The organism is Paraburkholderia sp. UCT31 (genome assembly GCF_014397655.1).
Classification (GTDB): Bacteria; Pseudomonadota; Gammaproteobacteria; order Burkholderiales; family Burkholderiaceae; genus Paraburkholderia; species Paraburkholderia tuberum.
This window is the reverse complement of record NZ_VZQP01000018.1, coordinates 103,964-129,879: the sequence shown is the minus strand read 5'-3', so window position 1 is coordinate 129,879 and position 25,916 is coordinate 103,964. Positions and strand designations below refer to the sequence as shown.

Annotated in this window: 28 protein-coding genes and 2 pseudogenes; 18 read left to right on the top strand and 12 right to left on the bottom strand. The window is 59.6% G+C overall.

The features are described from left to right. Nucleotides 1–18 precede the first annotated feature (18 nt). Nucleotides 19–240, top strand: coding sequence for a hypothetical protein (locus tag F6X40_RS17440; RefSeq protein ID WP_187628691.1), 222 nt, complete (start codon nucleotides 19–21; stop codon nucleotides 238–240). A gap of 98 nt (nucleotides 241–338) precedes the next feature. Here F6X40_RS17440 and F6X40_RS17435 read toward each other — a convergent pair whose 3' ends face one another. The 5 genes from F6X40_RS17435 to F6X40_RS17415 all read right to left on the bottom strand — a co-directional run bounded on the left by F6X40_RS17435 (nucleotide 339) and on the right by F6X40_RS17415 (nucleotide 3,261). Then, nucleotides 339–527, bottom strand: coding sequence for a hypothetical protein (locus tag F6X40_RS17435; protein ID WP_187628690.1), 189 nt, complete (start codon nucleotides 525–527; stop codon nucleotides 339–341). Nucleotides 528–574: 47 nt separating this feature from the next. Continuing rightward, nucleotides 575–1,075: a hypothetical protein gene (locus F6X40_RS17430; RefSeq protein WP_187628689.1), complete on the bottom strand. Its 501-nt coding sequence runs from the start codon at nucleotides 1,073–1,075 to the stop codon at nucleotides 575–577. A gap of 43 nt (nucleotides 1,076–1,118) precedes the next feature. After that, entirely contained in the window at nucleotides 1,119–1,475 is a 357-nt protein-coding gene (locus tag F6X40_RS17425; RefSeq protein ID WP_187628688.1) for a hypothetical protein, read from the bottom strand. A gap of 103 nt (nucleotides 1,476–1,578) precedes the next feature. Continuing rightward, nucleotides 1,579–2,016: a hypothetical protein gene (locus F6X40_RS17420; RefSeq protein WP_187628687.1), complete on the bottom strand. Its 438-nt coding sequence runs from the start codon at nucleotides 2,014–2,016 to the stop codon at nucleotides 1,579–1,581. Nucleotides 2,017–2,034: 18 nt separating this feature from the next. Further along, nucleotides 2,035–3,261 (bottom strand): DNA methyltransferase, encoded by a 1,227-nt coding sequence (locus tag F6X40_RS17415; RefSeq protein WP_316251816.1) that lies wholly within the window; start codon nucleotides 3,259–3,261, stop codon nucleotides 2,035–2,037. A gap of 289 nt (nucleotides 3,262–3,550) precedes the next feature. Between F6X40_RS17415 and F6X40_RS17410 the strand changes: the two genes are divergently transcribed. The 4 genes from F6X40_RS17410 to F6X40_RS17395 all read left to right on the top strand — a co-directional run bounded on the left by F6X40_RS17410 (nucleotide 3,551) and on the right by F6X40_RS17395 (nucleotide 6,480). After that, nucleotides 3,551–4,249: a hypothetical protein gene (locus F6X40_RS17410; protein WP_187628685.1), complete on the top strand. Its 699-nt coding sequence runs from the start codon at nucleotides 3,551–3,553 to the stop codon at nucleotides 4,247–4,249. Between the two features lie 132 nt (nucleotides 4,250–4,381). Further along, complete coding sequence (locus F6X40_RS17405) at nucleotides 4,382–5,155, top strand: hypothetical protein (protein ID WP_187628684.1); 774 nt, start codon at nucleotides 4,382–4,384, stop codon at nucleotides 5,153–5,155. 364 nt (nucleotides 5,156–5,519) lie between these two features. Continuing rightward, entirely contained in the window at nucleotides 5,520–5,939 is a 420-nt protein-coding gene (locus tag F6X40_RS17400) for a hypothetical protein (RefSeq protein WP_187628683.1), read from the top strand. A gap of 151 nt (nucleotides 5,940–6,090) precedes the next feature. Further along, entirely contained in the window at nucleotides 6,091–6,480 is a 390-nt protein-coding gene (locus F6X40_RS17395) for a hypothetical protein (RefSeq protein WP_187628682.1), read from the top strand. 137 nt (nucleotides 6,481–6,617) lie between these two features. On the opposite strand, the gene F6X40_RS17390 is transcribed toward F6X40_RS17395, so the two are convergent. From F6X40_RS17390 to F6X40_RS17380, 3 genes are all read right to left on the bottom strand, one after another. Continuing rightward, the gene (locus F6X40_RS17390; RefSeq protein WP_187628681.1) at nucleotides 6,618–7,124 is read right to left on the bottom strand and encodes a hypothetical protein; all 507 of its coding nucleotides are present in this window, start codon (nucleotides 7,122–7,124) and stop codon (nucleotides 6,618–6,620) included. Between the two features lie 145 nt (nucleotides 7,125–7,269). Next, on the bottom strand, nucleotides 7,270–8,304 hold the full coding sequence (locus F6X40_RS17385; RefSeq protein WP_187628680.1) for a GSU2403 family nucleotidyltransferase fold protein: 1,035 nt from the start codon (nucleotides 8,302–8,304) through the stop codon (nucleotides 7,270–7,272). A 134-nt stretch (nucleotides 8,305–8,438) separates the two neighbouring features. Continuing rightward, nucleotides 8,439–9,023 (bottom strand): hypothetical protein, encoded by a 585-nt coding sequence (locus F6X40_RS17380; RefSeq protein WP_187628679.1) that lies wholly within the window; start codon nucleotides 9,021–9,023, stop codon nucleotides 8,439–8,441. 259 nt (nucleotides 9,024–9,282) lie between these two features. Here F6X40_RS17380 and F6X40_RS17375 point away from each other — a divergent pair, with 259 nt between their 5' ends. The 3 genes from F6X40_RS17375 to F6X40_RS17365 all read left to right on the top strand — a co-directional run bounded on the left by F6X40_RS17375 (nucleotide 9,283) and on the right by F6X40_RS17365 (nucleotide 11,951). Further along, complete coding sequence (locus F6X40_RS17375; protein WP_187628678.1) at nucleotides 9,283–9,504, top strand: hypothetical protein; 222 nt, start codon at nucleotides 9,283–9,285, stop codon at nucleotides 9,502–9,504. A 166-nt stretch (nucleotides 9,505–9,670) separates the two neighbouring features. Next, complete coding sequence (locus tag F6X40_RS17370; protein WP_187628677.1) at nucleotides 9,671–10,732, top strand: hypothetical protein; 1,062 nt, start codon at nucleotides 9,671–9,673, stop codon at nucleotides 10,730–10,732. A gap of 82 nt (nucleotides 10,733–10,814) precedes the next feature. After that, the gene (locus F6X40_RS17365) at nucleotides 10,815–11,951 is read left to right on the top strand and encodes a hypothetical protein (protein ID WP_187628676.1); all 1,137 of its coding nucleotides are present in this window, start codon (nucleotides 10,815–10,817) and stop codon (nucleotides 11,949–11,951) included. 43 nt (nucleotides 11,952–11,994) lie between these two features. Here F6X40_RS17365 and F6X40_RS17360 read toward each other — a convergent pair whose 3' ends face one another. Beyond that, a complete protein-coding gene (locus F6X40_RS17360; RefSeq protein WP_187628675.1) occupies nucleotides 11,995–12,585 on the bottom strand; it encodes a hypothetical protein in 591 nt (196 codons plus the stop codon). Between the two features lie 540 nt (nucleotides 12,586–13,125). Between F6X40_RS17360 and F6X40_RS43235 the strand changes: the two genes are divergently transcribed. From F6X40_RS43235 to F6X40_RS17345, 3 genes and pseudogenes are all read left to right on the top strand, one after another. Continuing rightward, the gene (locus F6X40_RS43235; RefSeq protein WP_187628674.1) at nucleotides 13,126–13,941 is read left to right on the top strand and encodes an ATP-grasp domain-containing protein; all 816 of its coding nucleotides are present in this window, start codon (nucleotides 13,126–13,128) and stop codon (nucleotides 13,939–13,941) included. Between the two features lie 36 nt (nucleotides 13,942–13,977). After that, nucleotides 13,978–14,559 carry a hypothetical protein gene (locus F6X40_RS17350; protein WP_187628673.1) on the top strand — a complete coding sequence of 194 codons (582 nt, stop codon included), beginning with the start codon at nucleotides 13,978–13,980 and terminating at the stop codon, nucleotides 14,557–14,559. A gap of 158 nt (nucleotides 14,560–14,717) precedes the next feature. Continuing rightward, nucleotides 14,718–15,214: pseudogene (locus tag F6X40_RS17345) on the top strand (hypothetical protein). Nucleotides 15,215–15,277: 63 nt separating this feature from the next. Here F6X40_RS17345 and F6X40_RS17340 read toward each other — a convergent pair. Together F6X40_RS17340 and F6X40_RS17335 are read right to left on the bottom strand one after the other, a co-directional pair. Continuing rightward, nucleotides 15,278–16,006, bottom strand: a complete 729-nt coding sequence (locus F6X40_RS17340; RefSeq protein ID WP_187628672.1) for a hypothetical protein — start codon at nucleotides 16,004–16,006, stop codon at nucleotides 15,278–15,280. A 1,164-nt stretch (nucleotides 16,007–17,170) separates the two neighbouring features. Then, nucleotides 17,171–18,976: a hypothetical protein gene (locus tag F6X40_RS17335; RefSeq protein WP_187628671.1), complete on the bottom strand. Its 1,806-nt coding sequence runs from the start codon at nucleotides 18,974–18,976 to the stop codon at nucleotides 17,171–17,173. Between the two features lie 258 nt (nucleotides 18,977–19,234). On the opposite strand from F6X40_RS17335, the gene F6X40_RS17330 reads away from it, so the two are divergent. The 6 genes from F6X40_RS17330 to F6X40_RS17305 all read left to right on the top strand — a co-directional run bounded on the left by F6X40_RS17330 (nucleotide 19,235) and on the right by F6X40_RS17305 (nucleotide 24,687). After that, nucleotides 19,235–19,915, top strand: a complete 681-nt coding sequence (locus tag F6X40_RS17330) for a hypothetical protein (protein WP_187628670.1) — start codon at nucleotides 19,235–19,237, stop codon at nucleotides 19,913–19,915. A gap of 190 nt (nucleotides 19,916–20,105) precedes the next feature. Further along, nucleotides 20,106–20,705, top strand: a complete 600-nt coding sequence (locus tag F6X40_RS17325; protein ID WP_187628669.1) for a hypothetical protein — start codon at nucleotides 20,106–20,108, stop codon at nucleotides 20,703–20,705. A gap of 167 nt (nucleotides 20,706–20,872) precedes the next feature. After that, nucleotides 20,873–21,424 (top strand): helix-turn-helix domain-containing protein, encoded by a 552-nt coding sequence (locus F6X40_RS17320; RefSeq protein ID WP_187628668.1) that lies wholly within the window; start codon nucleotides 20,873–20,875, stop codon nucleotides 21,422–21,424. Nucleotides 21,425–21,530: 106 nt separating this feature from the next. Further along, entirely contained in the window at nucleotides 21,531–22,007 is a 477-nt protein-coding gene (locus tag F6X40_RS17315) for a hypothetical protein (RefSeq protein ID WP_187628667.1), read from the top strand. 421 nt (nucleotides 22,008–22,428) lie between these two features. Then, on the top strand, nucleotides 22,429–23,262 hold the full coding sequence (locus F6X40_RS17310; RefSeq protein ID WP_187628666.1) for an RCC1 domain-containing protein: 834 nt from the start codon (nucleotides 22,429–22,431) through the stop codon (nucleotides 23,260–23,262). Nucleotides 23,263–23,517: 255 nt separating this feature from the next. Next, the gene (locus F6X40_RS17305) at nucleotides 23,518–24,687 is read left to right on the top strand and encodes an RCC1 domain-containing protein (protein ID WP_187628665.1); all 1,170 of its coding nucleotides are present in this window, start codon (nucleotides 23,518–23,520) and stop codon (nucleotides 24,685–24,687) included. Nucleotides 24,688–24,993: 306 nt separating this feature from the next. On the opposite strand, the gene F6X40_RS17300 is transcribed toward F6X40_RS17305, so the two are convergent. Then, nucleotides 24,994–25,518: a Uma2 family endonuclease gene (locus F6X40_RS17300; RefSeq protein ID WP_187628664.1), complete on the bottom strand. Its 525-nt coding sequence runs from the start codon at nucleotides 25,516–25,518 to the stop codon at nucleotides 24,994–24,996. Here F6X40_RS17300 and F6X40_RS43540 point away from each other — a divergent pair. Continuing rightward, a pseudogene (locus F6X40_RS43540) lies at nucleotides 25,517–25,870 on the top strand (hypothetical protein); the annotation flags it as partial. The gene F6X40_RS17300 and the pseudogene F6X40_RS43540 sit on opposite strands and share 2 nt — an antisense overlap. Nucleotides 25,871–25,916: the final 46 nt, after the last annotated feature.

Genomic DNA, 25,916 nt, shown 5'->3' with positions numbered 1-25,916 from the left:
AAAACACCGGAGAGGACAATGACTCAAGCTGAAAAATCCGACGACCTTTACACCGAAATCCTGCAACACCGCATCAAGTTCTTCCTGCGCGGAGACGATGCTCCCAACGAGCTGGATGAAGCCTCAGTCGAGCACATCGAGAAGCTAATCCGGGACGGGTTCAATCAGGGCGAACTCTGTGTCATCGGTGCCGACGACGAGACGGAATATCGCGGCTGGTGGTCGATTGAAACTGCGTAAGCGATTTTGATTTCAAGCCTGGCTCTTCCATTCGGAGGCCAGGCTTCTTCTTTGAGCGGTGGACCTGGTCGCGCTCGGCGAACCTGCCCGAAAACCTGTCACGCGATAGCTCGAGTCAGGCGCTCGAACGAGTTCAGCAATTCGCACCTCGGCACATCCGGGAAAGCCGCTTCGATGGTGGCTCGGATAGTGGCGGGCGTGCGGTCCGTCGAATCGCGGACAAACCGCAGAATTTCGAAATCCAGCTCAATGCCGGAAAGCATGTGTTGGCTTGCAGCAGCGTCCATTTTAGTCCAGGTGGTTTAGGACAAGCCCGCGAGACGGGCTTGTTTTTTCAACAGTTCGGTGTCCCGCTGCGTACATCGCCTCTGTACGGCATTTTGTCCACCAACTCGTCGGTCAGGTAACGCGAGGGGCAGCCAGGGGCGCCGCACTTACCCGATTTGTCACACTGGGCATGGCCGGCGCATGCTCTCTTGAGTGCCCAGCGCTGGTCACCGTGGAAGAACAACGTGAAGTCGACAGCGGTATAGTCGCTCCGGCTGTCGTAGTTCGTCGTCTGCGCGGCCAGTTGACCGATGAGGCTAAGGTAGCGTCGTTGCAGCAGGGCCAGTTCGGCCTGGAGGCCTTCTACTGGTACCGGCGCACCGGACGTCGCCGGGCAAGGCAAAGCGAACTCGTTGACCGGATGTCCTTGCAGCTGCCAGTTCTTCGCCAGTTCTGCGTCCAGCGTGATATCGGTGGGTTCGCCGGCGCGGTTACACCGCATCCAGCCTATTTTCGGCAGCGCTTTAGCTGTCTGCTCAGTTGCCGTTGCTTTACCCGGGTGGTCCATGGGTTCTGTCCTTGTACTGTCGTGAGTCGAGGCTTAGCCGCGCTCAAGCTGCCTGCGGTGGCGGACCAACAATTATTTCGACGATGCCTGCGGCCGATGCGGTTTTCTGGCACGGCTGGCATGCGTAGGTGTGACCTTCCAGATAGAGCGTCGCGCCCCTGGCGTGGTCAGCGGCTATGCGAACCGCGTTGACCTCCGCATGGCCGTCCTGCTCGCAGACCGACTTGCACAGTTCGTAACCGACGCCTGTGGGCATGCCTTCACGGGCACACGTACTTTGCGGCCTCATGCAATGATTCGTCCCGACGAAACGGATTCCGTCGGTGGCAACGATGGTTGCCTTGACGGTTTGTTTGCAGCAAGGGCCGGAACCTTCCGGCGCATAGATTTGGGTACTCATTCGTTTTTCGTCGCAAAGGGGTAAAGCGTTTCTATCTGGGCCTGCCGGCTAAGTTCTGAATATCACAACGCTCTGTGAATCGATTCGAATTGTCGTGGCGCCCCTAGTGTGTTGGCTCCAGCGCACGTTGGAGCTCGCGTGCAAACGCGCGCGCGTGGGTCTCCTTCACGAAAATAGCGGTGCGCCAATCGGCCAGCTTGCGCACATCCCCCGGGGCAGTCATTCTGGGCTGAACACCATGGTCGCATTCGCGAGCATCGACCAGCCACAGTGACGCCGCACGGGTGCCGACGACTTCGTGCAGCTTCCACGTTCCGCGCACCGCGCGAAATGCGGTACCAATCGCGTTGCCGGGTACATCAATGGCTTCATACGGCGCCAGGATGTCGGTCATGCGATATCCCCGGTCGGGCATGAAGCTCTCGCAAAAGAACACGCGCCCGTCGGCCGAGCGCCACAGGACGCCCACCGTCAGGTGATAGGGGTGAGTGGCCGGCGTCTGGACGCCCTGCTGCTCTTCCAGTTTCTGTTCGGCTGTCATTTCCAATTTCCTGACAGCTCAAGCGGCCAGTCGGTTGTAAAAGCCCGGCGCCTGCACAAAACGCGTCGCGCCGCCACACACGTACTCGAGCATGCACTCAGTGGCGAGCCACCGGCGGCCAAGCCGTTCAGCGGCGTCGGCTGTCGTGAATGAACCCGCGAACGGGTCGACGACGAGTTCACCCGGCTCCGTCAGGAACTCGATGAGGAACGATGCAAGCTTCATCGGCATCGGCGCGCCGTGCGCGGGCAGCCCCCGCTCCTTGGCGGCGCGCTTATACGCAGTCTGCGTCGGACACCGGTGACCGAAAGACAGGACGTTGCGCGGGATGCGGCCCTCCGTCGGGTTGGCGAATCGCCCCGGCTTGATTCGGTACGCGCCGTCCGAGAAGCTCACATCACGTTGCTCGCCGCCCTGCTGAATCAAATCAAGATGCCGCTGCGTATGCTCCTGCAGCACACGCCGGTTGTTCGAACGCACCTGATACGGGTCGTTCGTGAGCCAGTACACCGGCTCGTATTCGACGTTCAGCTGCGTACGGTCGATGCTCGCGTAGCGTATGGGTCCCGGGGCTTTGCTCGGGTTTCGCCATATCAGCTCGTCCATCTTATGGAGTCCTAAGCGGTCGTGCAGTGCCAGAACAAGTCGTTCACGGTAGAGCGAGCGCGCCGGACTGCCCGGCATGAAGATGTCGTTCGAGACATTCAGGCAAATACTGCCGCCCGGCACGAGATTGCGCACCACGGGTTCCAGCATCTTGCAAATCCAGTCGACGTATTGAGCCTCGGTTGGATTGCCGTAGCTGCGCGCGCGAGCGAGCGGATACGGAGGCGAGGTCACGACGAGCGTGATGGGTGCATCAAGCTTCGCGAACACCGAGTCGCAAGACCCAAGGATGGCGATGCCGAGGTCAGTGGAAAACCCGAGAACCGAAACCGTCGGCTCAATCTGGTTCAGGTCCTTCGACGCCGGCCGCGTGAGCTGCCACACGCCACGCTCCCCGGCGACATGCTCGAGGATGCCTGCTGACTTCAAGGTCTGCTGATACCACCGCACCTTGCGCTCGAAGACGTTGCGCATGTCGCCGTCCTTGCCAACCGGCGCGCGCGCCGCCGCGTCGGCTTCGCTTACCCCGGCCGCCACAGCGACGTTCCGGTAGAGCGCCGCGTTGTCGAGCACACCGGAGGTCTGCGCCGAGTAGGCGTGGAGCACGCTTGAAAAGAGATTAAGTTGAGTCGCTTCCACGTCGCGAGGCCCCGAGAGTATTAGCTTTACAAATATTTGACAGCGGCCGGCAGTTTTGTGAAGTGCCGTATAAAATGTATTGTAAAGCATAGCCGCGAATCGCGATAGCCCCGCCTCACCTGAAAACCTCCGCTCCGTTCATTGTGCGGTTTTACGATTCTCGAGAGAGGTCCACGACACCGGGCCGGCTCAACTAGAGCGCTCGCGCGCCGCCCACATCGTGCCCTGGTGATTTTCCAGCCGCGACGCGCTATGCTCGCTTTTTCCCAAAAAAATCGACCGGAACAAAATGCCCCAATCGACTTCTTTGCTATCGCCGCTAGCAGGCGGGTTTCATGCGCTCCCTGGCGGTCATGCGGGGTTTGAGGAGGAGCTCAAAGCGTACTGCCACAGCGAAACCGGTCCCTACCTGCGACCTTTCACGGGGAACCGCAACTGGAAGACAGCATCGGTATTCATCATTGGGACCAATCCAGCGACGCCGTTGCGCGATGAATTTGAGGATTTCGAGTCGTACTGGGAAGGGCTGACCGGCAACACCGAGCAATTCCGGAAAACGTATGCGGCGAAACATTCTGGCCAGGAATCGAAGACCTCAGGGAACGTCCGGCTGCTCAAGTCGCTTATCGGCGAGGAGCACTGCCTCGTGACGAACAGGTGCTGGCACCCGACGGCAAGCGTCCGCGAACTTTCCTCGAGGCAGAAAACGCAGCACGAGACGTTCTTGCGCCGGCTCATCGAGTTCTGCCGACCCAAGGTCCTCTTTGTGCATGGACAAGACGGGGGCATTGCCTTCGTTGAGCGCACGTACGAGATTTCGTTGGACCGGTTTGAACCGCCTGCCGTGCAGAACACGGTCGTCGACGGGACGCTCCTCCTGGCTTATCCGCATCTCAGCGGAAAGTATGTGCCACGCGCAAATTTCCAGCCGGATACCCATTTTCCGATATTCGCTGACCGTATCCGGGCCCACCTTCTGAAAGCGTGACGGTCGGTGCGTTGGTCGCGCCGGCGTGGCTCGTTGACATCGAGGAGCGGCCTGCTATAACAAACAAAGAATGCCCGTTTGAGCATAGGTCCGCGTCGAATGGCTACCTCGCCGCAGGACGTTGGAGTCACGATGGAAGAAACCGACACCAGAGAAAGCGTCGAAGGCTATCCACCCGAAGGCGGGTGGCTACGAAAGCTTATAGTCCCCGCGCTCGTGACGCTTGCTCTGTCGGCGCTGACCGCCGCCGGGACGTTCATTGTTTCCTACATCGACAAGGTGCGCGTCGCGCGGCTCGACGTCGTCAACAAGCAAATCGAGAAGCTTTACGGGCCGCTCTATGCGGTCGCTAAGGCAAACGACGAGACGTGGACGCAGTTCAGAGCCCAGTACCTTCCGTCGAGGAAGGGACTGCCTGTCTACAACGAAGCAGCGAAGCCGCCGCAACGGCCGACGGCGGAAGAAATATCTGTGTGGCGGAGCTGGATGCGCAACGTGTTCCAGCCAATGAATGTCCGGATGGAACAAGCCATCGTCGGCAACGTCCAGCTGGTCATTGGCGACTCATTGCCCAAATCCTTCCTGGACCTGGTCGCACACACCGAGGGATACAAGGCGGTCATTGCTGGGTGGGAACACTCGAGCGCAACAGATAGCAGCTACACCTTTGGCAAGAACAATCTGTCCGCATTGAACTATCCAACCAGCCTGCTCCTCTGCGCAAAAGACGGATACGAACTGTTGAAAGCACGTCAGGCGGAATTGCGCGTGAACCCCCTGGCTGGTTTCTATTCCCCGTTACACACGCCGTGTAGTTGCGAGCCAAGCACGCCCGAACGAGGAGCTACTCAAGAGTGTGCGCAGCCGATGAGCAAAGCTACCACCGCTCCCGCAACGCGGGATTGATTTGATTGCTCCCGACTGCAAGTATGTTTGAAACATCAGCACCACCCGGTTGACGAGCCGAGCTAGATTTGTATGGAATATCGCACATCGGCGGCAAGTTGTATGACGTATCATACAGAACGCAAGCCGACCCCAGGCTGAGTGAGCGCACGAAAAAGTGACCACTTGCACGGCTTCCGCCTTTACAATTACGACGTCCAAAGACCTGCCTCCGGCGCCGGCCTGCGCTCGTTGTAAAGAAGAGAAAGCCCGTCTACCGTAGGCATGTCCCGGACACCCGTATGTCAAACACTACTGGCGCTGGCGCCGCCGCGCGCCCGGTTTCACCCGTACAGTGTTAGCCACTTCAACAGGACTTCAACAAATGCGACAAAATTTCATCGACGACACGGGCGCCGGCACCCATTGGGCGGTAGGAGAGGACACATTTTTCGGCAAGGTTATCGTGCAACTTCAGGACGAGACCGGCGAGCAGGTGCGCGTCGCGCTGGTCCCCGCAATGGCGCGACAAATGGCGGAGCGGCTGCTATTGGCCGCAGCCAAAGCCGAACTTATCGGAGACAGTCCTCGTCCGGCAGTGGCGGAACAGGCGACAGGCGAAGCGGGTGACACCAGCAACACGGCCCAATCACCCCGCGTGCAGCAGTATCTCGCGTCTGGCCTCACGCCCGAACCGGTGACCGCGATTGAGAAGTCCGACTACCCGCGCATGCGAAAGCTCTTCGGTCTCGATGGCCGTGCCGAGGACACGGATGCAGCGCCGCACACGTACCGGCAGGGCTGATAGCTGTACGTTGAGGGGCTACGGGGGTTGACGCGGGGAGAGAACCCTACTGTTTTGCCCGAGGCTGGCCCCGTCCCCCTTTGCCCGTATTCACGCGCGTGCCACTCGTTAAGCACGCAGCGACGCCGCCCTCAACCTCCACGGAGTTTCCATGCACCGCCCACGTAGGACGTTCGACCGCTTCGCCCTCATCAGCGCAACGGAGCGCAGCCGAATGTATGTGGACAGCATCCTGGCGCTCGCCCGGGAAATCGAGACTGACGCAAGAAAGTCCCTGCGGCTCGAGAAGCAGGAATGCAAGAGCTGTTTTTACCGCCAGCGAGTAGGCGGCGCGTCGATGACCTCGCAGCCTTGCGCCTGCTGCGGAAAGCTCATGCAATTTGGGAGCACGGCAACCGACGCACTGTGTCCGGAATGCGCGAAGGAGCACAGCCTTTGCAAGCATTGCGGCGGTGACCTTGAGATGCGTCCGCGCCGACGGAACTGGCCCACGGCGGCGGACGCCCCGCGCACGGGCGGCGCGCCCGATGGCAACGATTAGGTCGCGTGCGAGCGCGTAAGGCTCGCACGCTCGCCTAAAACTGCAGACAAGCCCAAGAAAAAGAATCCCCTGAGGCGCGGCGCCAGAGGGGATTCGTGGAATCAACTACACGTCATTGCAATCACCGGGCACGGACGTCAGGCAACAGCGTCCGCGACCAGACCGAGAGCGCGATACAGCTGCTCTTGACCGACACTCGCCTGCAAGTTCGAACCTTCTCCGAGGCCGGCGGCCGCGTCGTCGATACCGGTCGTCAGCGCGTGTGCCTGTTCTTCCGAAAAGTCCTTCCCAACGCAGATTTCCAGTTCCAGGTCGCGGAAATATCGCCAGTAAGCGAGACGCGCTTTGACGGCGGTCTCCAGCGCCTTGTGTGCGCTTTCAGCGGCCTTGAGGCCCGCCGGCGTCACGTGCTTGAGATACGCGTCGTCCATCGCGCCATCGACCTCGGTTGGCGTGTCGAACCCGCCAGCGATTTCGTCGATTCGCTCGCGAATTGTTGCGACTTTCGATTCGGCGTGTGCCTTGCCGGCGTTGAAGCTCATTGCGAGGCTGGTGACCGCTGCCGCGTACGCGATGCGCGCTTTCACAGCGTTGCGAAAGACATCGACTGTGGAAGATGCGGTTGCTTTGAACTGTTCGCTCATATGTCCTCTGTGCAATTTTAAGGTAGGCCATCGTTCCGTGAATCGGAACAGGCACGTTCCGTATAGCGCACGCACAGCAGCCGAACAAGCTCGCGCAGCCCGCTGCCATCCTCCAAATTCGGTCCATCCTGAAGCACCGAGGCAATCATGGTTGCTGTAATTCGTCCAGATAGTCCCGAAGCTGCTCGCTAACGTTGGCCGGACGCACGACGCGAACTGCGCGCGCGGCGCCGTTTGCGACACGGTGGCGGGCCGCCTCATCTAAGGCGGCCCGTGCTTCCTCGATGTCGTTCGGTGCCCGGTCGAGTAGCGCCTCGAGCAACGTCACGGCCTGATGGCAATCTTTGTCGGCTTTTTGTGCGCTGGTCTCGACCCGCAACGTGCTCACGATGAGCTTGTGCAATGCAAAGCGCGCGGGCCTCGGAATCCGGACTGGAATGATGTGGTCCTTTCCGATGACGGCTCCGGCAATTGCCTCGTCCATGAGGTACCCGAAGAAAGGCAGTGCAGTCGCGTGCGCCTGCAGGCCGGGCACCGGGCGAGACTCGTAGCTCATGGTGCCGGGCACCAGCAGGTCAACCTTCAGCGGCTGTCCAGCGACCTTGAACGATGTCGATTGCTTCCGGTGGTCAAGCTCAGGCACTTCGAGAAAACGCAACCCGCTTTCGCGCAACACTTCCAGCAGACTGCGCCGCTCGTCGATACCAAGAGCAATGCGCGGCGAAGTGCCAATGTCGATGTCGGTCGTCTGGTAGTTCCGGGCCGGACGAAGCCCGAGGCTGTTGAGCAGGGCACCAAAAGCGTGGCTGCCCACGAGAACGCCGCCATTTCGAAAAATCCCGGCGTTGAATATCGATGCGATGGTAACGGCGGCGTCGTTGTCGGCCGCCGCATAATGGGCCGCCCGGAGCAACTGTGCCTTTTTTGCGAGCGACATGCGCTCCCGCTGGAGTTCGCGCTTGCGCTCGAGCTTTTCCTCTGCTTCGGGTGTATCCGCGCGACCAAGCGATTCCTCGAACCGTTTCCCCGCGCGATAATAGCGCCAGTAGAGATACTCCAATCCTTTAATGGTTTTCCTATGGGGAGAGCCGGGTGAGTCCAGCGGAATCACCTCCTGCGTATTCGCTTCGTCCACCGCTTCGGCGAACAACGTCTGCATTGCGAGTTCGTGGAATTCCATGGGCAGCCCCTAGGTTACCCCATGCTATCAAATCGCATGGGGTAACGCAATCCGGCGGCGCGCCCAGACCGGCAGCGCCATCCCCGAAGGGTCACGGCTGACAAAAAGAGCCGTTCACCCCACATCGTCGGGCTTTAGCGGTCGTTTCCGCTGCCCCGAATCGTGCCTTTGACGTGCCGCGCGTCGATTTTCGCCCGGTTCTGGCTCATGATGAACTCGGGCTCCACCTCGAGAAGCGCGCACACACCACGCCAGGCCGCTGCGAAGCCACCAAGTCCTGCCTCGAGTTTTTCACGATTGAGACTTCCGTCCCGGACGTATTTCTTGCAAGCCTCCTGAACCTTTCCCGCCGCTACGACCATCGTCAACGTCTGGCTTTTCAGGTCGTTCTCGAGTCGCAGCGGAGCACTGAAAAAGACGGTGCTCGCGCGCAGACCGAATTGTCGGGTGAGTCGACAAAAATAGTAAAAGCTGTCGCCGAGCTCCTTGAGCAGATTGTCCGGGGCAACCCTTTCTGAACCTCCCGCATTTTCGAAATTCAGCACTTCCTCGGCGACTTCAGCTGTTTCACCGCCAAGGCCAAAAGCCATCACGAGTTCACTCGCGAGAGACGGGTCGATACCGGGCAGCAGGGACGTGGTCCATCGGGTTTCTGCCCAGTCCGCGTAGTCGTTGATGTAGTCGGCGATGATTCGAGGTGATTGCGCTGCTTCCAGCATGCGGGTTCCCTGCCAATTAGAGTTGAGGTCTGCAACTCAACATAGCGAAAGCGATTTATCCGCAAGGGAAAACGCGTGAAGACGATGCCTCACGCTCACGAAGGTGCGCTTTTGAGCGTGGAGCGTCCTCCTTCCGTGCAGACCGGGAGTCAACAAGCGGGCCCGCGCTCAATGGGCGTCTCTGCCGGCCTCGAAGGTCGCGCGCGCCGCCGGCTGATAAACTGCGCGATTGTTCCAAGCAGTCAGGCTCGTCGTAGGTATGCAGATGTTTGTTTCACGAAGAAGGGCTGTTCAGGAGCTGGTGACCAGGAGGCGTCTGCTCACCGAAGAGCTGGAGCAAGCAAAACCGCCCGATTGCGCGGCGCTTGAAAACGGTATCAGTGACCTGGAGCGACTCATCCTCGATGTAAGAGCCGGAAGACTCAACGTCTTCGAACTCGTCGATAAAGGCGGGGCCGTAACCCGCGTTTTCGTTTCGTGAACGCGAAGCGCTGCGTCAGGCACGCCGCCGCACCGGCGCGATGACGAACAAGGCAAGCGGCTAGAACGCAGCAGGCGCCTTCGTATAAAATCCCTCCTCGTGCGGCCGGCCCACCGCGTCGCCGGCCAGTCGTTCCACCCTTTAACTCTCACGCGGAGGGACTGTCTTGCATCGAACAGAGCTACGACTTCTCGATTCCGGAAACTTCGAGGGATATCTGGATTTCATCTGCGCGCACTTGGGCCTATCTTCAAAGGCCTCAGTACCCGACGGCACGGGCGAGCTCGCAACCGCAACGGGGTATGCGTCGTTCGCCGTGTCGCGCGAGAACGCCTTCGCTGCGTTTCAATGGATAGCCCCTTCCGGCGACACGCCAGCGGTGACCGAATCGTTTTTTGTTACGCCGCAGAATTCGCCGGCTCGCAGTGGGCTACGAATACGTCCTGTGCGCGAGTCCGGGAACGGCGATGGCGGCGCGCCAACGCTTGCAATGGAGTGGCGTGCGGCGGTCGGCGGCGTCGATACAGCGCCCGACCTTCGCTTTCCGGCATTCGTCGACCTGGTGGCCATTCTCGCCAACCATGGGCGGGTCGTGGTCGGGACATCGGCCGCGCTGGAGCGCGCGCGTGTGCTGGAGTCCGAGGTTGAGCATTTACGCATCATGCTGCTCGAGCAGTCGGACCATCTGCAAACAGCCAAGGAGAACCTCCGACACATAGGGCAATCTCCGTCCTTCGACCAGATGCTCGCGCCCATGTTCTCCGACGTCGATACGCTACCTTCATCCGAAGAAGGCCTTGGACTCGAAGAGCTTCCAGCGTGGGCGGTGGAAAATACGGAGCGCATCGTGATTCTCCCGCGCGCATTGAACGGCGCGAAGAAGTCGCAGTACCAGAGTCCCGCGACTATCATGGCGTCACTCGAGATACTAGCCGGGCCTTACCGCGACCACCGTTTGGGGCGGACAAGCAAGGCAGAGTTTGAGGCCGCGCTCGCGGCCGAAGGCCTTCAACTCGCTGGCTCAGTCGCTCCTGCCATCGCAGGCGAACAGGGCGACGCCTACTTCGTTAATTGGGGTGGCCGTCGCCGTTTTCTCGAGTTCCACCTTCTTAAGGGCGGAGGCCGCGAGCCTCGGTATTGCATGCGAATCTATTTCTTCTGGGATGCCGAGACCGAACGATGTGTAGTCGGTGTCATGCCGCAGCACTTGCCGAACTCGCTTTCCTAGTTTTGCTGGCCCCCCCGCCCGGGGAAACCCGGAGCGCCCGCTCCTCCCGTCTCTCATCACATCCGCGCCACGAGATACCACCATGGCTAGCAATGACAGGAAGTTACGCAAGGCTGCGTCCCAGCTGATGGAGATGCTCTCGAACGTCTCCGGGAGCGAGCTGAAGGCACTGATGGAGCGCCTGGCTCCCGACGCGCCGCCGCCCGAGCCGGTACCCGAAGCCATTACAACCTTCCTCGAAGAAGAGGGGCAGCAACTAACGCGTGAGCTGTCGATTCTTGCCCGTTTCGGACCCGCCGCGCCCCGCATCCTGACGTACGAGCGCCTGGGCAGTACCCCATCTAAATCGGGTGCGAAATGGAAAGGCGCGGGTGTTCAATTTGCGCCGCCTGTCTTCTTTCACGCGGGTTCGTCGGCGCTACGCGACAAGATGGACGAGACCCTGCGCGCCGCCGGCGATAACGTCGCCGTCAGCCTTTGGATAGGGGCTATCCAGAGTCGCCATGTCGAAGGATTTTTCGTCTTCTTGCGCGACCACACCGGCGGAGAAGCACTTTATGCCGCGCTCGCCTCGAGCCTGCGACGCATTGCGACAAACCAGTCCGAAATTGAGCAGGTGTTGTCTGAGGTGCTGCCCACGCGAGACGGGCCTCCGGATGCATCGAAAATCGTCCAACGGTGGCTTCGCGAGGACAGTTGCAAAAACGAGCTAGCGGCCGCGTGCCGGGCAGCAGAGCCTGCGCTCGAGGTTTCCGACCCACTCTGGCAGGCAATCACGACGTGGCTCAGCCAATCCCACAGTCTCCTTCAACACATGGTCGACTTCGCGGAACGCCCCGCATCGAGCTGCCTGGAAGAATCGCATCTGCTGCTTAATGCCCTCGCAAGGGCACTGACAGACCTTTTCGAGAAAGTTACCCTGGAGCGCGAAGAAGCATTCGCGGCGCTGGAAAAGCAGCATGAGAAAAAGCTGCGCCGCCTTCGGTCAGACCTTGAAAAGTCGAAGACCCTGTCGGAAGGTGTTCGGCGCCGGGCCGAGAAGGCCGAGCTCGAGAACCGCAAGTTGCTGAATCGATTGAAGGAGAAAGGGACCGCGCCGCAGCAGGCGCCCCTGGCTGGAGCTTCGGCAAGCCCGCGCCGCGTATCGCCCTCGCCTTCGCGGGCGCCGGCAGCCCGCGTGCAAACCCTCGGGCAGGCTCTCGACGAGATGTTCGGGTAAAGGCCAGGTACCCGTGGCGGGTTAATTGGGCAACGCGGCCTCGTCACTCGCTATCTGCGTGTGCCGGCCCGGTCGCAGCGTTCCGCGCGTAACCCGATTTTCCATAGCACAACCAGTACGCCACGTTCACCGCATAGTCCGGCGTGCCGAGGCTCCCCGGGTATGTCGCCATGGCGTCCGCAGTAACTGCGTCGATGTCGCGCAACACGTCGGCCGGAATTGCGCTGCGAGTATCGCCTTCCGTGTTTTCCTCGCTCGCCACCGTGACGGCCCGCGCGTTCGACAGCGCCGTCAGCGCGTCGCGGACGCGCTGCTTTGCCTCTTCGGCATTCGCAAGTCCGTTGCCGTTGTCGAAGCGACCACCGACCGTTGACCACGCGCTTGCGAACTCCTGCACTAGCGTCATCACTCGGTCCACCTCTGACGGCCCTTCGTCAGCAGGCGTAGCGGTGCGCTGCTGCTTTAGGCACATCGCGTCATACTCCAACATCTCCGCGCCGTTGAGGGCGCCGGCGGTATGAAGGCCCTTCGCCGCGCTATGGATGGCAGCGAAGGCGTCGCTTTTCGCTTGAGGCGGAACATCGGTGTTACTCGAGGTGCCAGTCTCTGAAGCAGTGGGGAGTTTCTCCGACATATTGAATTTGCCTTCCTATTTCGAAAATCCATTGAGTCCGGGGTACGTGGGGCGAGTCACGGTGAGCATCGAGGAACAGCCCCGCATTTCAGCTTCGTTCTTCGCGAGAATGCTGCATCCATAGAAGATTCCGTCCCGGTACACCGCGTCCTGTGTCGCCTTGGCAGTATGACGCCCGCCCGCGAAGGCGCTGACAGCAATGAAGCTGATTATTAGCACTACGCCCAAGACCACTTTTTTTGACTTCAAGAATCCTCCCGTTGTGATGTTCGGCGAACGCTCGATTACCCGCATTGTAAACCACCGGCGACGCCACCAGCCATCTTGTAAAGCGAGCGCGGCCCTAACTTTCGCGGTGCTAGCAGGCGTTTCCAGTTAATCACGGCACAAGACGGCTATGGACCTACATGCTTGGGCTATCCCTCCGGTAAAACTCGAAGGGTAAAGCATCGACCTCAACCTCCTCAGAGCGTTTTTGTAAAGCGCCAGCCCGGTTCGGGTAAAATGGAGGCTCTATCTTTCGCCCGTTCGGGAGTGCCTGTGAAGCCTGTTGTGTTGTTCCGAAGCCAGTTCGACCAGGACGGTGAATCCACTATCGCCGGCCGCCATCTGCCTGTTGTGGGCCTGCGCGCCGCCGTTCCTCCGGAAAGCCTTGTCATCGGTCGATACGCCTGCCTGCCCTACTACACTGAGCTCGCCGGCGACCTCGCCATTCACGGCAGCCGGCTCATCAACACCGTAGAGGCGCACAACTACATCGCCGACTTCGAGTACTACCCGGATGTCGAGCCGCATACGTTCCGAACGTGGGAGAGTTTCGCGGCCATTCCTCAGTGGGCGCGCGGCGGCGCGTTCGTCGTAAAAGGCCGCACCAATTCGCGCAAGCTGCAGTGGCGGACGCACATGTTCGCGCCTGACTTCCGAAGTGCGGTCCATCTCGGTGCCGAGTTGATGAACGACCCGTTCATCGGGCCGCAGGGGCTGGTGATTCGCGAGTATGTGCCGCTCGAGACGTTCGAGATAGGCCTGAACGACGTGCCGATGACCAACGAGTGGCGGCTCTTCTTCTACCGTGACGAGCTCCTCGCCCACGGGTACTACTGGTCCATCATCGATGACCTGACGGCGGTCGAGAAAGCGAAGCCGGATTTTCTCGAAACGGGGATTCCCTTCGCTCGCAAGTTGGCTGCTATCGTTGCCCAGCGCGCCGCCTTCTTCGTGCTCGATATCGCGAAGACCGCCGCCGGCGAGTGGGTCCTCGTCGAGGTGAATGACGGCCAGCAGGCGGGTGTCAACGAGTTCATTGACGTGGATTCGCTCTATGCGAACCTCGCCAAAGCTTTGCCCACTGTGTAAGCTTCCTGGACCCTGTGACATCCTCCAGTGACAAGCATGCTCACCTCTCCCGCTGGCATCTTCGACGCGACTGTCGTGCGTGTCTGCACTGCTCTTAACGAAATTGGCATCGCGACAACCTTTGTTGAAAAGGCATGCGGATTCCTCGAGAACGTCAGGATTGTCAACGGCACGCTGCATATCGCGCCCGAATGTGATGCCTCCGATGTCCTGCATGAAGCCGGACATCTCTCTATCATCCCCAGCCGTTATCGGTCTCGCGCCAACGATGACCTCGACGTCCTGACAAAGTTCATGCTGGAGGATTTGGACCTCGTGAATGGAGACGAACCAGATTCGCCCCTGTATCGAGCGGTCATCCAGTGCTCCGACCCGGAAGCTACGGCGTGGGCATGGGCGTTTGGCAAACACCTGGGACTGCCAGAAGAGGAAATCATCAAGGACGACCAGTACCCGGACGAAAACGGGGTGCCGACAGGCGCCGAAGTGCGCATGTGCCTCGCTATGCGTGCGTACGTTGGCATCAACGGCCTCGCCCATGCCGGCTTCTGTTCGGTCAATCGCTTCGGCCGGCTACCGGTGTACCCGAAGCTCGCCTACTGGACTCAGGAACTCTGAGGGTCTGCTAGCAGGGCATCGGCTGCCTGATGTGGGCGCGCTCTATACCAATCTCACTGTTCGTGGCAGCGGTCGTCCCTGAGCGAGATTCTGCGTCACTGGTTTAATGTCGCGCCCGGGCGTTCCGGGCTGCCCCTGTGAATTCTTTCGCCCGTAAGATGCTTGCCACCATTCTCGCGATTCCCGCCGACGTCTGTTCCTTCCTCCAAACCTTCCTCTACATCAACATCGGCCAGCCGTTTCTCTTTAGCATGGGCCTCATGACCTACGACGACACTCTTTACGACTCGATGTTCTGGGTCGTTGTGGGCGGGTTTGAGGTGCTTGCGATTCTCTGTATCTTGCGTCCGCTGGAAGCATTGTGGCCGGCAGAAGAATGGCAGGAGCGCAAAGCCACTCGCGTCGACATGCTTTACATCATGCCGTCGGATATGGCCATGAGGGAACACGCTACGGATGCAATTTCGGCGTTCTCTTTCCGTGGTGGGACATCATGTTCAGAAGCGCGTCGTGGAACCCGGCCGTTGAGCCTACCGGGATTCGGGACCAGGAACCGCAGGGCGGGCGTGAAGGCGTCGATTACGGCAAGGGATTCTGGGCGCAGCAATGGCGCGCGTTCTCACGCGCCGCCCAGCGGCTGACGCACCAACGCTAGTTTGACTGCCATCTCGCCGGTTAGCGGGCGCACTAAAGTGCGTGCCCCGCCCTCTTTTTGCCTCTACCGCCAGGGGCGCGGTATATCGAACCAATCTGAGGGCTTCCCGATAGCTTTGCACAGCTCCTCGGCGACTTCGTTCTCCATCGCCATCGCACCCCTGAACACATGAAGAAGGCGCGCCTTCGGTACGGGAGTCAGGTCAGCGATAGCGGCGGCGACGTCCTCCCGCTCGCGGCAGAGGAGTCTGAGGTTTGCGAGGCGCACATTGATGATAGCGCGGCCGATTCGTTCATTTTGCGCTTGAACACGTCGGTCCTCGGCTTCCGCCCGCCTGCGCATTATCAACTGCGCTTTTTCTAATAGGCGTCGCTGTCTAAATTGTTCTTCCTCGAGCTGCTCGCGTTGCAACTGTTCGTGCCGTTCAATCTTCCTCTCAACGACCGCCAGTTTTTCCTGCAACAAGCGAACCTTGTTGCGGTGCTTTCGAAGGTCTCGCCACTTTAGATGTTGCTCGCGTGGCGCAACTGTCCGTTCTTCCTCGTGGTCCCGCAATCTGAGCAGGACTGTAGCCGTGAGTTCGGTATTTGCGTGCTCTCGCGAGTGCTGGTCTAACCATCCCTCAGATAATCCCAAGGCTGAACAAATGGATGCGACAGCTGCGTCACTGTCCTCGGACAAATAATCCTGGTACAGGCCGTGGTCAAGATTGCGAAGGACTTGCTCATCAACGCCGGTCAGACGGGAAAGGTGTTTAAGCGTCGAATATGGTTGCGACAAAAGCAGACGCATATTCTCACGTCGCGCAAGTGCCACGGCCTTGAGTTCGTCGTCCGCGTCCGCCTGGGCTTGCGCCGTGGCAACGGAATGGTCATCCTGCTTGGGCAGTCGCGGCAGACGGCCTCGTCTGGCGGGAAAAGGGCATCGCCCGGCTGTCACGTTGCGGAGGACCTGATGAGAATGAAAAAGGCTCCGAGTCTATGGGAACGCTATGCCCTCGTCAACCAGGGGCCAAGTGAGTCGGCGCCTGATAAAAGCGACTCAAGGCGTCGGCCCGGCTAGGCGGTAGTCCACACAGCAACTCCAGTAACTCTGGCCAGCCTGCACCCGTGCACCGCGAAATGCTGCACTGCCGGCGCTGCAGACGGCGTGGTTTGGCGGTAGGCCCACTCAGGCAAACGCGGCGCCAATCCCGCAGAACCCAGGAAAACGAAGCAAAAATCCCACATCTGCGGAGTCCGCCCGGCGAGCGATTGAGACTTTCTCCCACTCCGCCGCGAATTCGGCTACGGCTACAGCGGAATCCAGCTTCAGCCAGCCGCCCCGGGCCAGCAACCATCGCATTCCGCCAGCCGCGCTTGCTATGGGGCGTGTAATATCGTTAGAAGCGCTCGCTGACAGCGACTGAGGAGGCCGTTATGGTGACAAGACTACTTGCCGTAGCCGCATTGGCCCTGGCCTTCACAGGAACGGCATACGCGCAGGGGAAACCTGGCGCGGGGGCACAAGCTGGTTCAGGCACCGGACGCCAGGGCGGCAATGCCGGGTCGAAACTTTCCACCCCCGGCCCAGCCATGTCTGGTTCGCCCTCCGCAGCTTCCGGGACAGTGACCATGGACCAGACCGGCGGCGCGGGAATGTCGACGGGTCCGGATGCGTCGCCAGGCACCCCTGCTAACCCGAGCGGGCTAAAGAAGCCCGATTGACAGCAGCGCGCGACGTCCGCTGTCCGAGAGCGCGCTAGGCTTTCTGGCCGCATTGGTGTTGAGGACTCTCCGAAGCCGCGCGTGGCCAGCGTCTACTCTCGGCAAGGAGCGTCTCACGCATAGGTCGCCGCAAATGAAAAGCCCCTTGACAGTGCACGGGCCTGCGGGCGCAGGTTGCTGCTGGCGAACGGCGGGCTGTCCACGGGCTCGTTTTTCTCGGCCGCGCGCCGGCTGCGCTTAACGCGGTAGCTTACTTCGTGATGCCTGTGACCGCTGCAACTATGAAGGAACTGAGCACCCATCCCGCGAGTTTGTGAACGTACAGGTAGTACCGCACGCGGGTTTTGACATCGATTTTGTAGTGTTCGTCGCGGAGTCTGACCAGCGGCAGGAACATGTCGAAGCTGTAGGCAAATCCGATTGGAACTTGGGCGAACCGCGCCTCGAGCATGTGGCTGAAAACTCCCGCACCGATGCCTATGAACGCAGCAGCCCAGATAATTGACAGATACAAGCGGTAGCCGTAGCCAACAAGCCCCCAAGAAAGCCACAGGTAGGTGCACGTCAGAATGTGCTCTGCTGCGTCGCGCGTAAAAACTTTGCTGCAGGTGTCCCTCTTTTCCCTGTTCTTTCCCGCAAATCCAACTGCGGCGGAAGCCGCAGGCTCTCCCGTTTTTTCCAGATAGTCTGCGACGGCCTGATAGGTGCTCGGCTCGTAACGATTCGAGGTTGCACGCTCGAGCAAGCACGGAAAATATTTTTTCAGATTATCACTTTCTAACTTATTCTTGCTTCCGATTATCCGAAAGTGTTTAAAGGAGAGACCGGACAGGCTGATTTGGTTGGGCCATGTGTCCATGTCAGTGTTTCCCACGATTTCGTCGATAGAGGCTCCTCTGAGCTGAAGAACCTGCTCCGGCAGTTCTCTACCCGAGCAAGTCGGTTCCTTGTCGAGGGGCCTTGAGCGGGGCGATACGTCCATGAGAAGGCGAGCGATATGAGCGTCTGTTGCGTCGACAGCATCAAAGTCCATGCTATGAAGATGCAGCGTACCACCTATATCCGCGTTTTCCAGGTCGACTACGGCGATTGGTCCGGCGGGTAAAAAAAGGTTATGAATCTTCGCGTGGCTCACATCAACAACATATATTTTTGTACGTCCAATTATCAGACTGCCGACAGTGCTGCTTCTGAGTGCAAGCGTATTAATATCGGGACGTAGACCATGGATTTCAAAACTACCGTCTACAGATATATTTTCCATGTCAAAGGAATCCAATTTTAGGCGTGTGAACAATATTAAAGAAAACCGAAGGTCACCGTTAACATGACTGCCCGATAAATTGGGGGGCTCGTAGAATTCTCCGTCGTCAAAGACCAGAGAACCTCCTATCATGGTGTTCCTGAATGAGACGGAATCGTCAAATGCGAAACAATGGAATTGAATATCTCCCGGAAGGGAGCGCCTGGAAACGTTAAAATCGCCGATGACGTGCACGCCTGACAAGGAAAGGCCACGCTCGGCGACGAGCTCGCGATATGGATTTTTAGTAAGAAGCGTGGACAGGAATGCGCTTGAAATAGCCGCGCGGTCGCTGCTGCAAAAATCACCAATGTCAAGGTCTGACATTTCTCCGGCCAGAAATAACATCCGGGAGGCTGAGTATGGCTCGGAATCGGAAACGAAACAGCGTGCAAAGACGTCACCCCCGGTGGTGGTGAGATAGGCAGACCCCGCCGGGCTTGTAACCATGTCTTCAAAAATAAGCAGGGCACCTTGGTAATCCCGCTGGCGCTCCTCCGTCGCCGGGCGCATGAAATCTTCACGAAAGCCTTTTGGCTTAATACATTTTAATTTTGACGGGACTTGTGCTGCATTGCACGCTGACGTCCAGACCTTGCGCTCGGTCGCGGTCCAGTCTGCTTCATAGTGCAGGCAGTCGTCCCGCTGACTGGATGATGCAGCGTGCGCGGGATTGAACTGGCCGGTCCCGAAGAGCCAGAACAACCCCAGAACGACGAAAAGCCGGAACGGGCGCATCTGGGTCTCCTGCATCGAGCAGTCGTCGCAATATCAGCTCCGTGCGATAACCTGGTGGCGCGGTCACCTGGAGGGTGAATCTGGCTGATGTGCGCTGTCTGTGCGCTGGCTCACGTTTTGCACGCTAGCAGGACCGACTAAACTTCGCCCGCGCACTCGGCAGGCCGTCCGGAGATTCCTGCCAGGCTTGGAATGCCTGCGTCTCCGGCGGAGCGGGCAGCGGAGTGATGGCTACACGTCGCAGGAACATTCACAACAAGGACAAACCCGCCAATGAAACCGCAGTACGACATTCGAACGCTGACCGCCCTTTGCGCCGCTGCGAAACTGGCCATCAAAGCGGAACGGGAGCAGTTCAAAAAGGCCCTGCTTGCCGCCTCCGCCTGGAGTAATCGCCCGAAACATCGATGCGTCGAGCGGACCGCTTCAGAAAAACAACTTCCCTGCGCTCCGTCGCACCATCTGCTTGCTGCGCTTGTGCCTCTGACCCGGTCGTTGGACAAGTACCTCGCACAGATTCGCAACAAGCAATCGACACACGCCTTCGCCGACGCGCCAGCCCGGTTCGTGGGGGGAACACTAGTCTATTTCGTCTCTGGCGACATCGAAGTACCCGAAGGCCATCCGCTGTGGGCCATCCCGCTCCCGGCTGATGTTGCCTGGCAAAGCGCCTTGGCAGCGGGCTTGAGTGACCCAAAGAAGCCGTACGGGCCGACGCTGTCCAAGGAGGTGGTCCTCGAGCTCTCCGGAGCAACGCTCGGCGAACTCCGGGCGTCGTATGTCGAGGCAGTGCGGAAGCTGGAAGACGCGGCCGCCGCTTTGCGCAAGAAGCGGCTCAGGCAGTTCGAGGCCCTCAATCAGAAGCTACGCACGCTGCTGAGCGATAAGGAATATGCCTTGCTCTGCGAACACGGTCACCATCTGATTCAGTACACTCCCCGCGCCGCCCGATAAGGCCGGATAGCAGTTCGCCCGAGCGCGCGAGAACTCCTTTGATTTGCAACGCGCCCCGTAAATCCTACGGGGCGCGCTCTTTGTGCCTTTACACCTTCTCCTTTACGCCGCAGACAATGCCCAGGCCTTGAGGTTTAAGCTCGCGACCCTTCGCTAGACAGTAGAAGGAATACCAATCGCGAGGTCAGCTATGAAAATCTGGTTCACCCGTCCCTCTACCTGGGACCTCATCGTTCGCGGCATCGAGCGATGTGACATGTGGCTCCAAAAGCCGTTCTATGACACGCATCCGCGAGGTCCGGAGCAGGAGCGGTGCCCCATCTATCAGAGTCTGCCCCTGGGATGGCGAGTCGTGGACCCGGTTTATGGCGACGTCTCGCACCACGTGCGCATCACTGTCCGGGAAATCATGTCCAGCCGCCTCTACGAAGAGGTCGCCGATGCGCTGTGGGAAGCTCTGTGTCGTTCAGTTGATGGCAAGGGGCCGACTGAGGGGGGTCTCGCTCCTCGCCGCTGGATGGACCGTGATGAAAGCGATGCAGACCGGGAGGAGGAAGCTGTGGCGGAATCGACCTTTCTTTTCGAGTTCGACGCGCCGCCGAACCTCTGGTTCAACGCTGCCATTCTGAACGGCCTTGAATACCAGACGGCCGAAGGGCGTTGGGCACAAAAGTTCTTCCCGATGGACGACGAGCTCGGAATCGACGTCGACGAGCCGCCCCCAGTCAAGAACCCGCCCATCCGATACGACGGAAGTGAAGCGCTTCTGGAAGGCCGGTCGGCTTTATAGTTTGCACCTACCGTCGTCTCATTCATTCATCCCGCCAGCACCCCAGCTGCGCGGGATTTCTTTTCCCCGTCATTTCCCGGTGGAAGCCCCTCACGAGACTGCACATATCTGCCGCTCCTTTACAAAGCGTGATACATTTACGCATCACCGAACCGAAAAGGATGCGTATGAGTGACACAGCCGTAGTTCACCAGGACCAGACTGACGCCGTCTGCCGGGGACTGCTCGGGTCGATTGCCCGGCAACAGGAAGCGCTGGGGCTAACCAACGTCGAACTTGCCAAGCGAGTGGGGGTGAGCCGGATGACGATTCAACGCTCGAGGGAACAGGACGCGGACCCGCAGCTCTCCACGGTCGTTGCGATGGCACTCGCCGTGGGGCTTACACCATCTGTCGACGCTTCGGGCGCAGCGGGCCACCTGCTTGAACGCGATATCGTCCACCGGGGACTGGCACACAACAGGCTGAAGCGTGACCGGAAGTGGCGTGATACGCAGCGCGAGACCGCGTTAGCGGTTGCGTGGGAGGCGGCCAACGACTATGCCGGACCGGGCTTGGAACCCGTCATGAAGCACCTCGTTCCGAACTACGACCAGGCACAGGCCAGCGCGGCCGCGACGGTCCTCCAGTGGCTCGGCAGCGATGTGGGCTTCATCTTCCTCGAACGCGCGCTCAAACAGGCCGGCTATAAGCTTGTGGACGAACGTGTGGGCCGGTGACGCGGGTCGAAGATTGCGGCAAGCATTGAAGAAGGGCCTACGGGGGGCGGCGCGTGTGTTTAAACCAGTGACCTAGACCGGAACTAGGAAATCACTGGGAAAACGCATGGAACGCGCGCGATATCGCCCAAGGTTTGACAGATACCATAAAGGCGACTGGCCCTATCGTGGCGACGAGGGCGTGGGCCTTGAGCTGAGCGGAGCTCCAACGGACGCCCACGCACTTCTCGACTTGCTGATGGGTGAGAGCTGCAATCCGCCGGCGGCGCGCCGCATTCTTCACTGCCTGCAGGCGGGCGAATCCAAACGAACCACGGTGATGGCGGCGCTCGACTTCAACGCTCTGGGCGACCGCCTTGCGCAACTGGGCGTCACGCTGCGGATTATTCCGCCGGCAGAACCCGCGAATCAGGATATCGACCAGGCCGTGCTACGGCTGGAACAGGGCCTGCCGTTCGACCTCTCGGGCTTCTCCTGGGCTGAGCTGGCAATCATCGGTGCGCGCCGCCAGCAGCTCCATGAGAGCCTGCAGCGTATCCCGCACGGCTTTGGGCCTTACGAGGTCCGCGAGACGCGCGTGTAGCATACGGCCCGGCCGCCGAAGAAAATCGTGCCGTATCTACACGCTCCAAATACCTGTGAATATTTGGAGCGTGTCTAAGATGCAGCCACCACTACGTTCGATTGCCTTAGCCGTTGCCCTTTGTGTCATTGGTCTTTCCACGGCAAGCGCAACCCCCAGCAGCCTTTACACATTACGCGTCCCGTTCGTGGGCTTGACGGGGCCTGCACCGTCACAATCTTCGCCACCCGCTTTCACTGCCCAAGCGGTTTTCGCGGGAAGCGAATCAAACTCCAGCTTCATTTTAAAGCCGGACACCTCCTTGTGGGCGACCGGCTCCAACAGCTTTGGTCAGCTGGGGGACGGCTCCGCCACGAATAAAACCCGGTTTGCGCAAGTGCTAACAGGAGTGCGTAGCGTATCTGGAGGGCCGAGTACCTCGATGGTGATAAAGTCAGACGGCACTCTGCTGGCTGTGGGTTACAACGGCGTTGGTCAGCTGGGGGACGGCACCACCACGAACCGCGCGTCATTCAAACAGGTGCTCACCGGCGTTACTCAGGTCTCCGCTGGTTACCATTCTGTCGCGCTGAAAGCCGACGGGACGCTCTTGGCGACTGGAGAGAACAGTATGGGCGAGCTTGGAGACGGCTCGACCTACACCTACCGAAGTTCGTTCGAGCAGACGCTCAGCGGAGTAGCGCAAGTCGCCGTTGGTCTCTACCATACCGTGGCCCTGAAAACCGACGGGACGCTGTGGGCGACGGGGTACAACTACTATGGCCAGCTTGGGGACGGCACGACCACCAACCGCCAATCGTTCAAGCAAACTCTTGCTAACGTGTCCCAAATCGCGGCGGGTGGCTTCTTTACTTTGGCGCTGAAAACCGACGGCACACTTTGGGCGACGGGATTCAACGGAGACGGCCAATTGGGTGACGGCACGACCACCGCCCGCTCCTCATTTAAACAGGTCCTCAGCGGTGTTACGCAAATTGCCGCCGGGGATTCCTCTGTGCTTGCGCTGAAATCTGACGGCACCGTGTGGGCGACGGGGTATAACGGTGATGGCGAACTCGGTGATGGCACGACCTCAGACACCGTCTCAACTTTCAAGATGGTGCTAAGCGGGGTGAGCGCCATCGCGTCGGGTAACGGGCACTCGCTAGCACTGAAGTCCGATGGGTCAGTGTGGGTCACTGGACTGAACAGCGGTGGTCAGCTGGGGCTAGGGGATGTCGCCAATCGGACGACATGGACCCAGGTTACCCAATAACCCTTGAGTATCAAAGCCGGCGCCCGGTCACCTGACGCTGGCTCACGGGCACCCTTAGCCGAGTCTGGCTGACGAAGCTAGCCACTGGGCCTATCTTTATCGGCGCGGGGTTCGCTCCCTGTGCCGCCGCCATCGGCATGCCGCTCGGCAACGCGTCAGTACCTTCGAACAGGTATTGAGCGGTACGCCTAACAGCTCGCATAACTTGTTCTATCTACACGCTCCAAATAACTGTGAATATCTGGAGTGTCCCCGATGCAGGCACCACTACGTTCGATTGCCTTAGCCGTTGCCCTCTGCGGCGCCGGTCTTTCCACGGCGAGCGCAACCCCCAACACCCTTTACACATTACGCGTCCCGTTCGTTGGCTTGACGGGGCCAGCGCCCTCTCAATCCGCGCCCTCCGGTTTTAGCCCACAAGCGATTTTCTCTGGGTATGCGGCATACGACTCCTTTGCACTGATGCAGGGGGGCACGCTCTGGGCCTCCGGTGACAACGAGTTCGGCCAGTTAGGTGACGGCACGACCACAGGAAAAACCAAATTTGCGCAGGTACTAACTGGAGCGGCTAGCGTATCCGGCTCCTTTCACGTGATGGTAGTGAAGTCAGACAACACCCTCTGGGCTGCCGGCTACAACGGCTATGGCCAGCTTGGGGATGCGACGACCACAAACAGAAACGCGTTCGAACAGGTACTAAGCGGCGTTACGCGGGTCTCCGCTGGTTATATGCATACCATGGCGCTGAAAGCCGACGGCACCCTTTGGGCGACTGGGTGGAACAGCCAGGGACAACTCGGCGACGGTACAAACACAAACCGTTTGGCATTTGTGAAGACACTCAGTGGAGTAACTCAAGTGTCTGCTGGTTATTACCATACCGTGGCCCTGAAATCGGATGGCACCCTGTGGGCGACGGGACACAACGGCTATGGCGAACTAGGCGACGGTACAACAACAAACCGCCTTACATTCAAGCAGGTGCTGAGCGGCGTCACTCAGGCCACCGTTGGGGAATTTCATACCATGGCCCTGAAATCGGATGGCACCCTGTGGGCGACGGGATACAACAGCGATGGGGAACTAGGGGATGGCACTACCACGAACAGCCTCTCATTCAAACAGGTTTTAAGCGGCGTAGCTCAGGTGTCCGCCGGTGACGGTCACTCTCTAGCCCTGAAGACCGACGGAACGCTTTGGGCCACAGGGGTCAACAACGTTGGCCAACTCGGTGATGGCACTACCGTCTCCCGCTCAAGCTTCAAACAGGTACTGAGCGGCGTGGCCCACGTCGAGGCCGGTATCCTTCAGTCGCTAGCGCTGAAAACGGATGGTTCGCTATCGGTCACCGGATGGAACGTCGATGGGCAGCTGGGGCTGGGAGATAGCGCCAATCGGTCGACGTGGACTCCGGTCACCCAGTAATGGCATTGAGTATCACCTCCGGCGCCCGGTCACCTGATACAGTGCTCACTGGCTGGTTGACGAAGACAGCCACGGCCTAGCTTTATCGGTGTGGGGTTCGCATCTCGATGCGAACCTCGGTCGCCAAACCCCTTCTCCACTTGAGAATCGCGTACCAGAAGAGTTCGCCAGCCGAGGGGCCTACCAGCGTGCACGGAGACGCTATTGCCCGAAGGGCGGCGGTCCCGCTTCACGTGGGTGGAGAGCTTTGAAAGCGGCGAATCGCTGCACATGAAACAACGGGCCCGAAGGGCCCGTTGTTTTCAATCAACTGCGAGGGAGGAGCGTGGGACTGATGTTCAGCGTGAGTCCAAGTCGAGAAGACTTCGACTCCCCGTCATGCCCCCAGTAGCTAATTTGCCCATCCATCCCAACCAGGATGACCTCTTTCGCTCCGCCATCGAGATACGCTTTGGTCTTCCTCGCAATATCGAGCGTGGTGTTGCTCTTGGACAAAATTTCAACACAGACATCAGGCGCGAAAGCAAGCGGGTCTTCTCGAGATAAACCTTCCCAGCGTTCAAGCGGCATCCAAACGACGTCGGGCACCAAAATCCCGGCCAATGTCAGGACAGAAGCTTCGGATACCACCAAGTCGCCGAGTTGAGCGAATAGCTGAGATGCAACATAGCCACCGTAAGCTTGATGGAACAGCGTAGGGCGGGGCGTCACGACGATTTCTCCGCGCTCATTGAGCTCGTAGTAATCGTCTTTGATTTCCAGTTCACCGTCTTGAAGCGCGCGCCAGCGGGCGAGCAATTCTGAAGGAGCGAGTCGGTCTTCAACATGCATGATGTCCTCGTCTGATGCAGAAGATTCTGCCCCGATTATAGCTATCCGAGAGGCTGTGAGCACGACGCAGACGTCTCATCCAACATTATATCTTCGACTTTTGTCCAACGATTGCTGTGGGATTCGAAAAACCGACCGCGCGCCGGTTGCTCGAGGCCCTGGCGACGCGCGGGGCTATACCGCCATGCTCAACTTTCCCCCTGCCTACTATGGGGAGCTGGGGGACGGCGCGACCGGTATTAACCGGACGCCCTTCAAGCAGGCACTGACTGGTGTTAGCCAGGTCGCTGCCGGGGCCGTCCATGCGTTGGCGCTTAAGTCCGACGGCACGCTGTGGGCGACGGGGCAAAATTCGTCGGGCCAGTTTGGGGCTGGGGGGCGGCTGGTCCGCTGGGCCG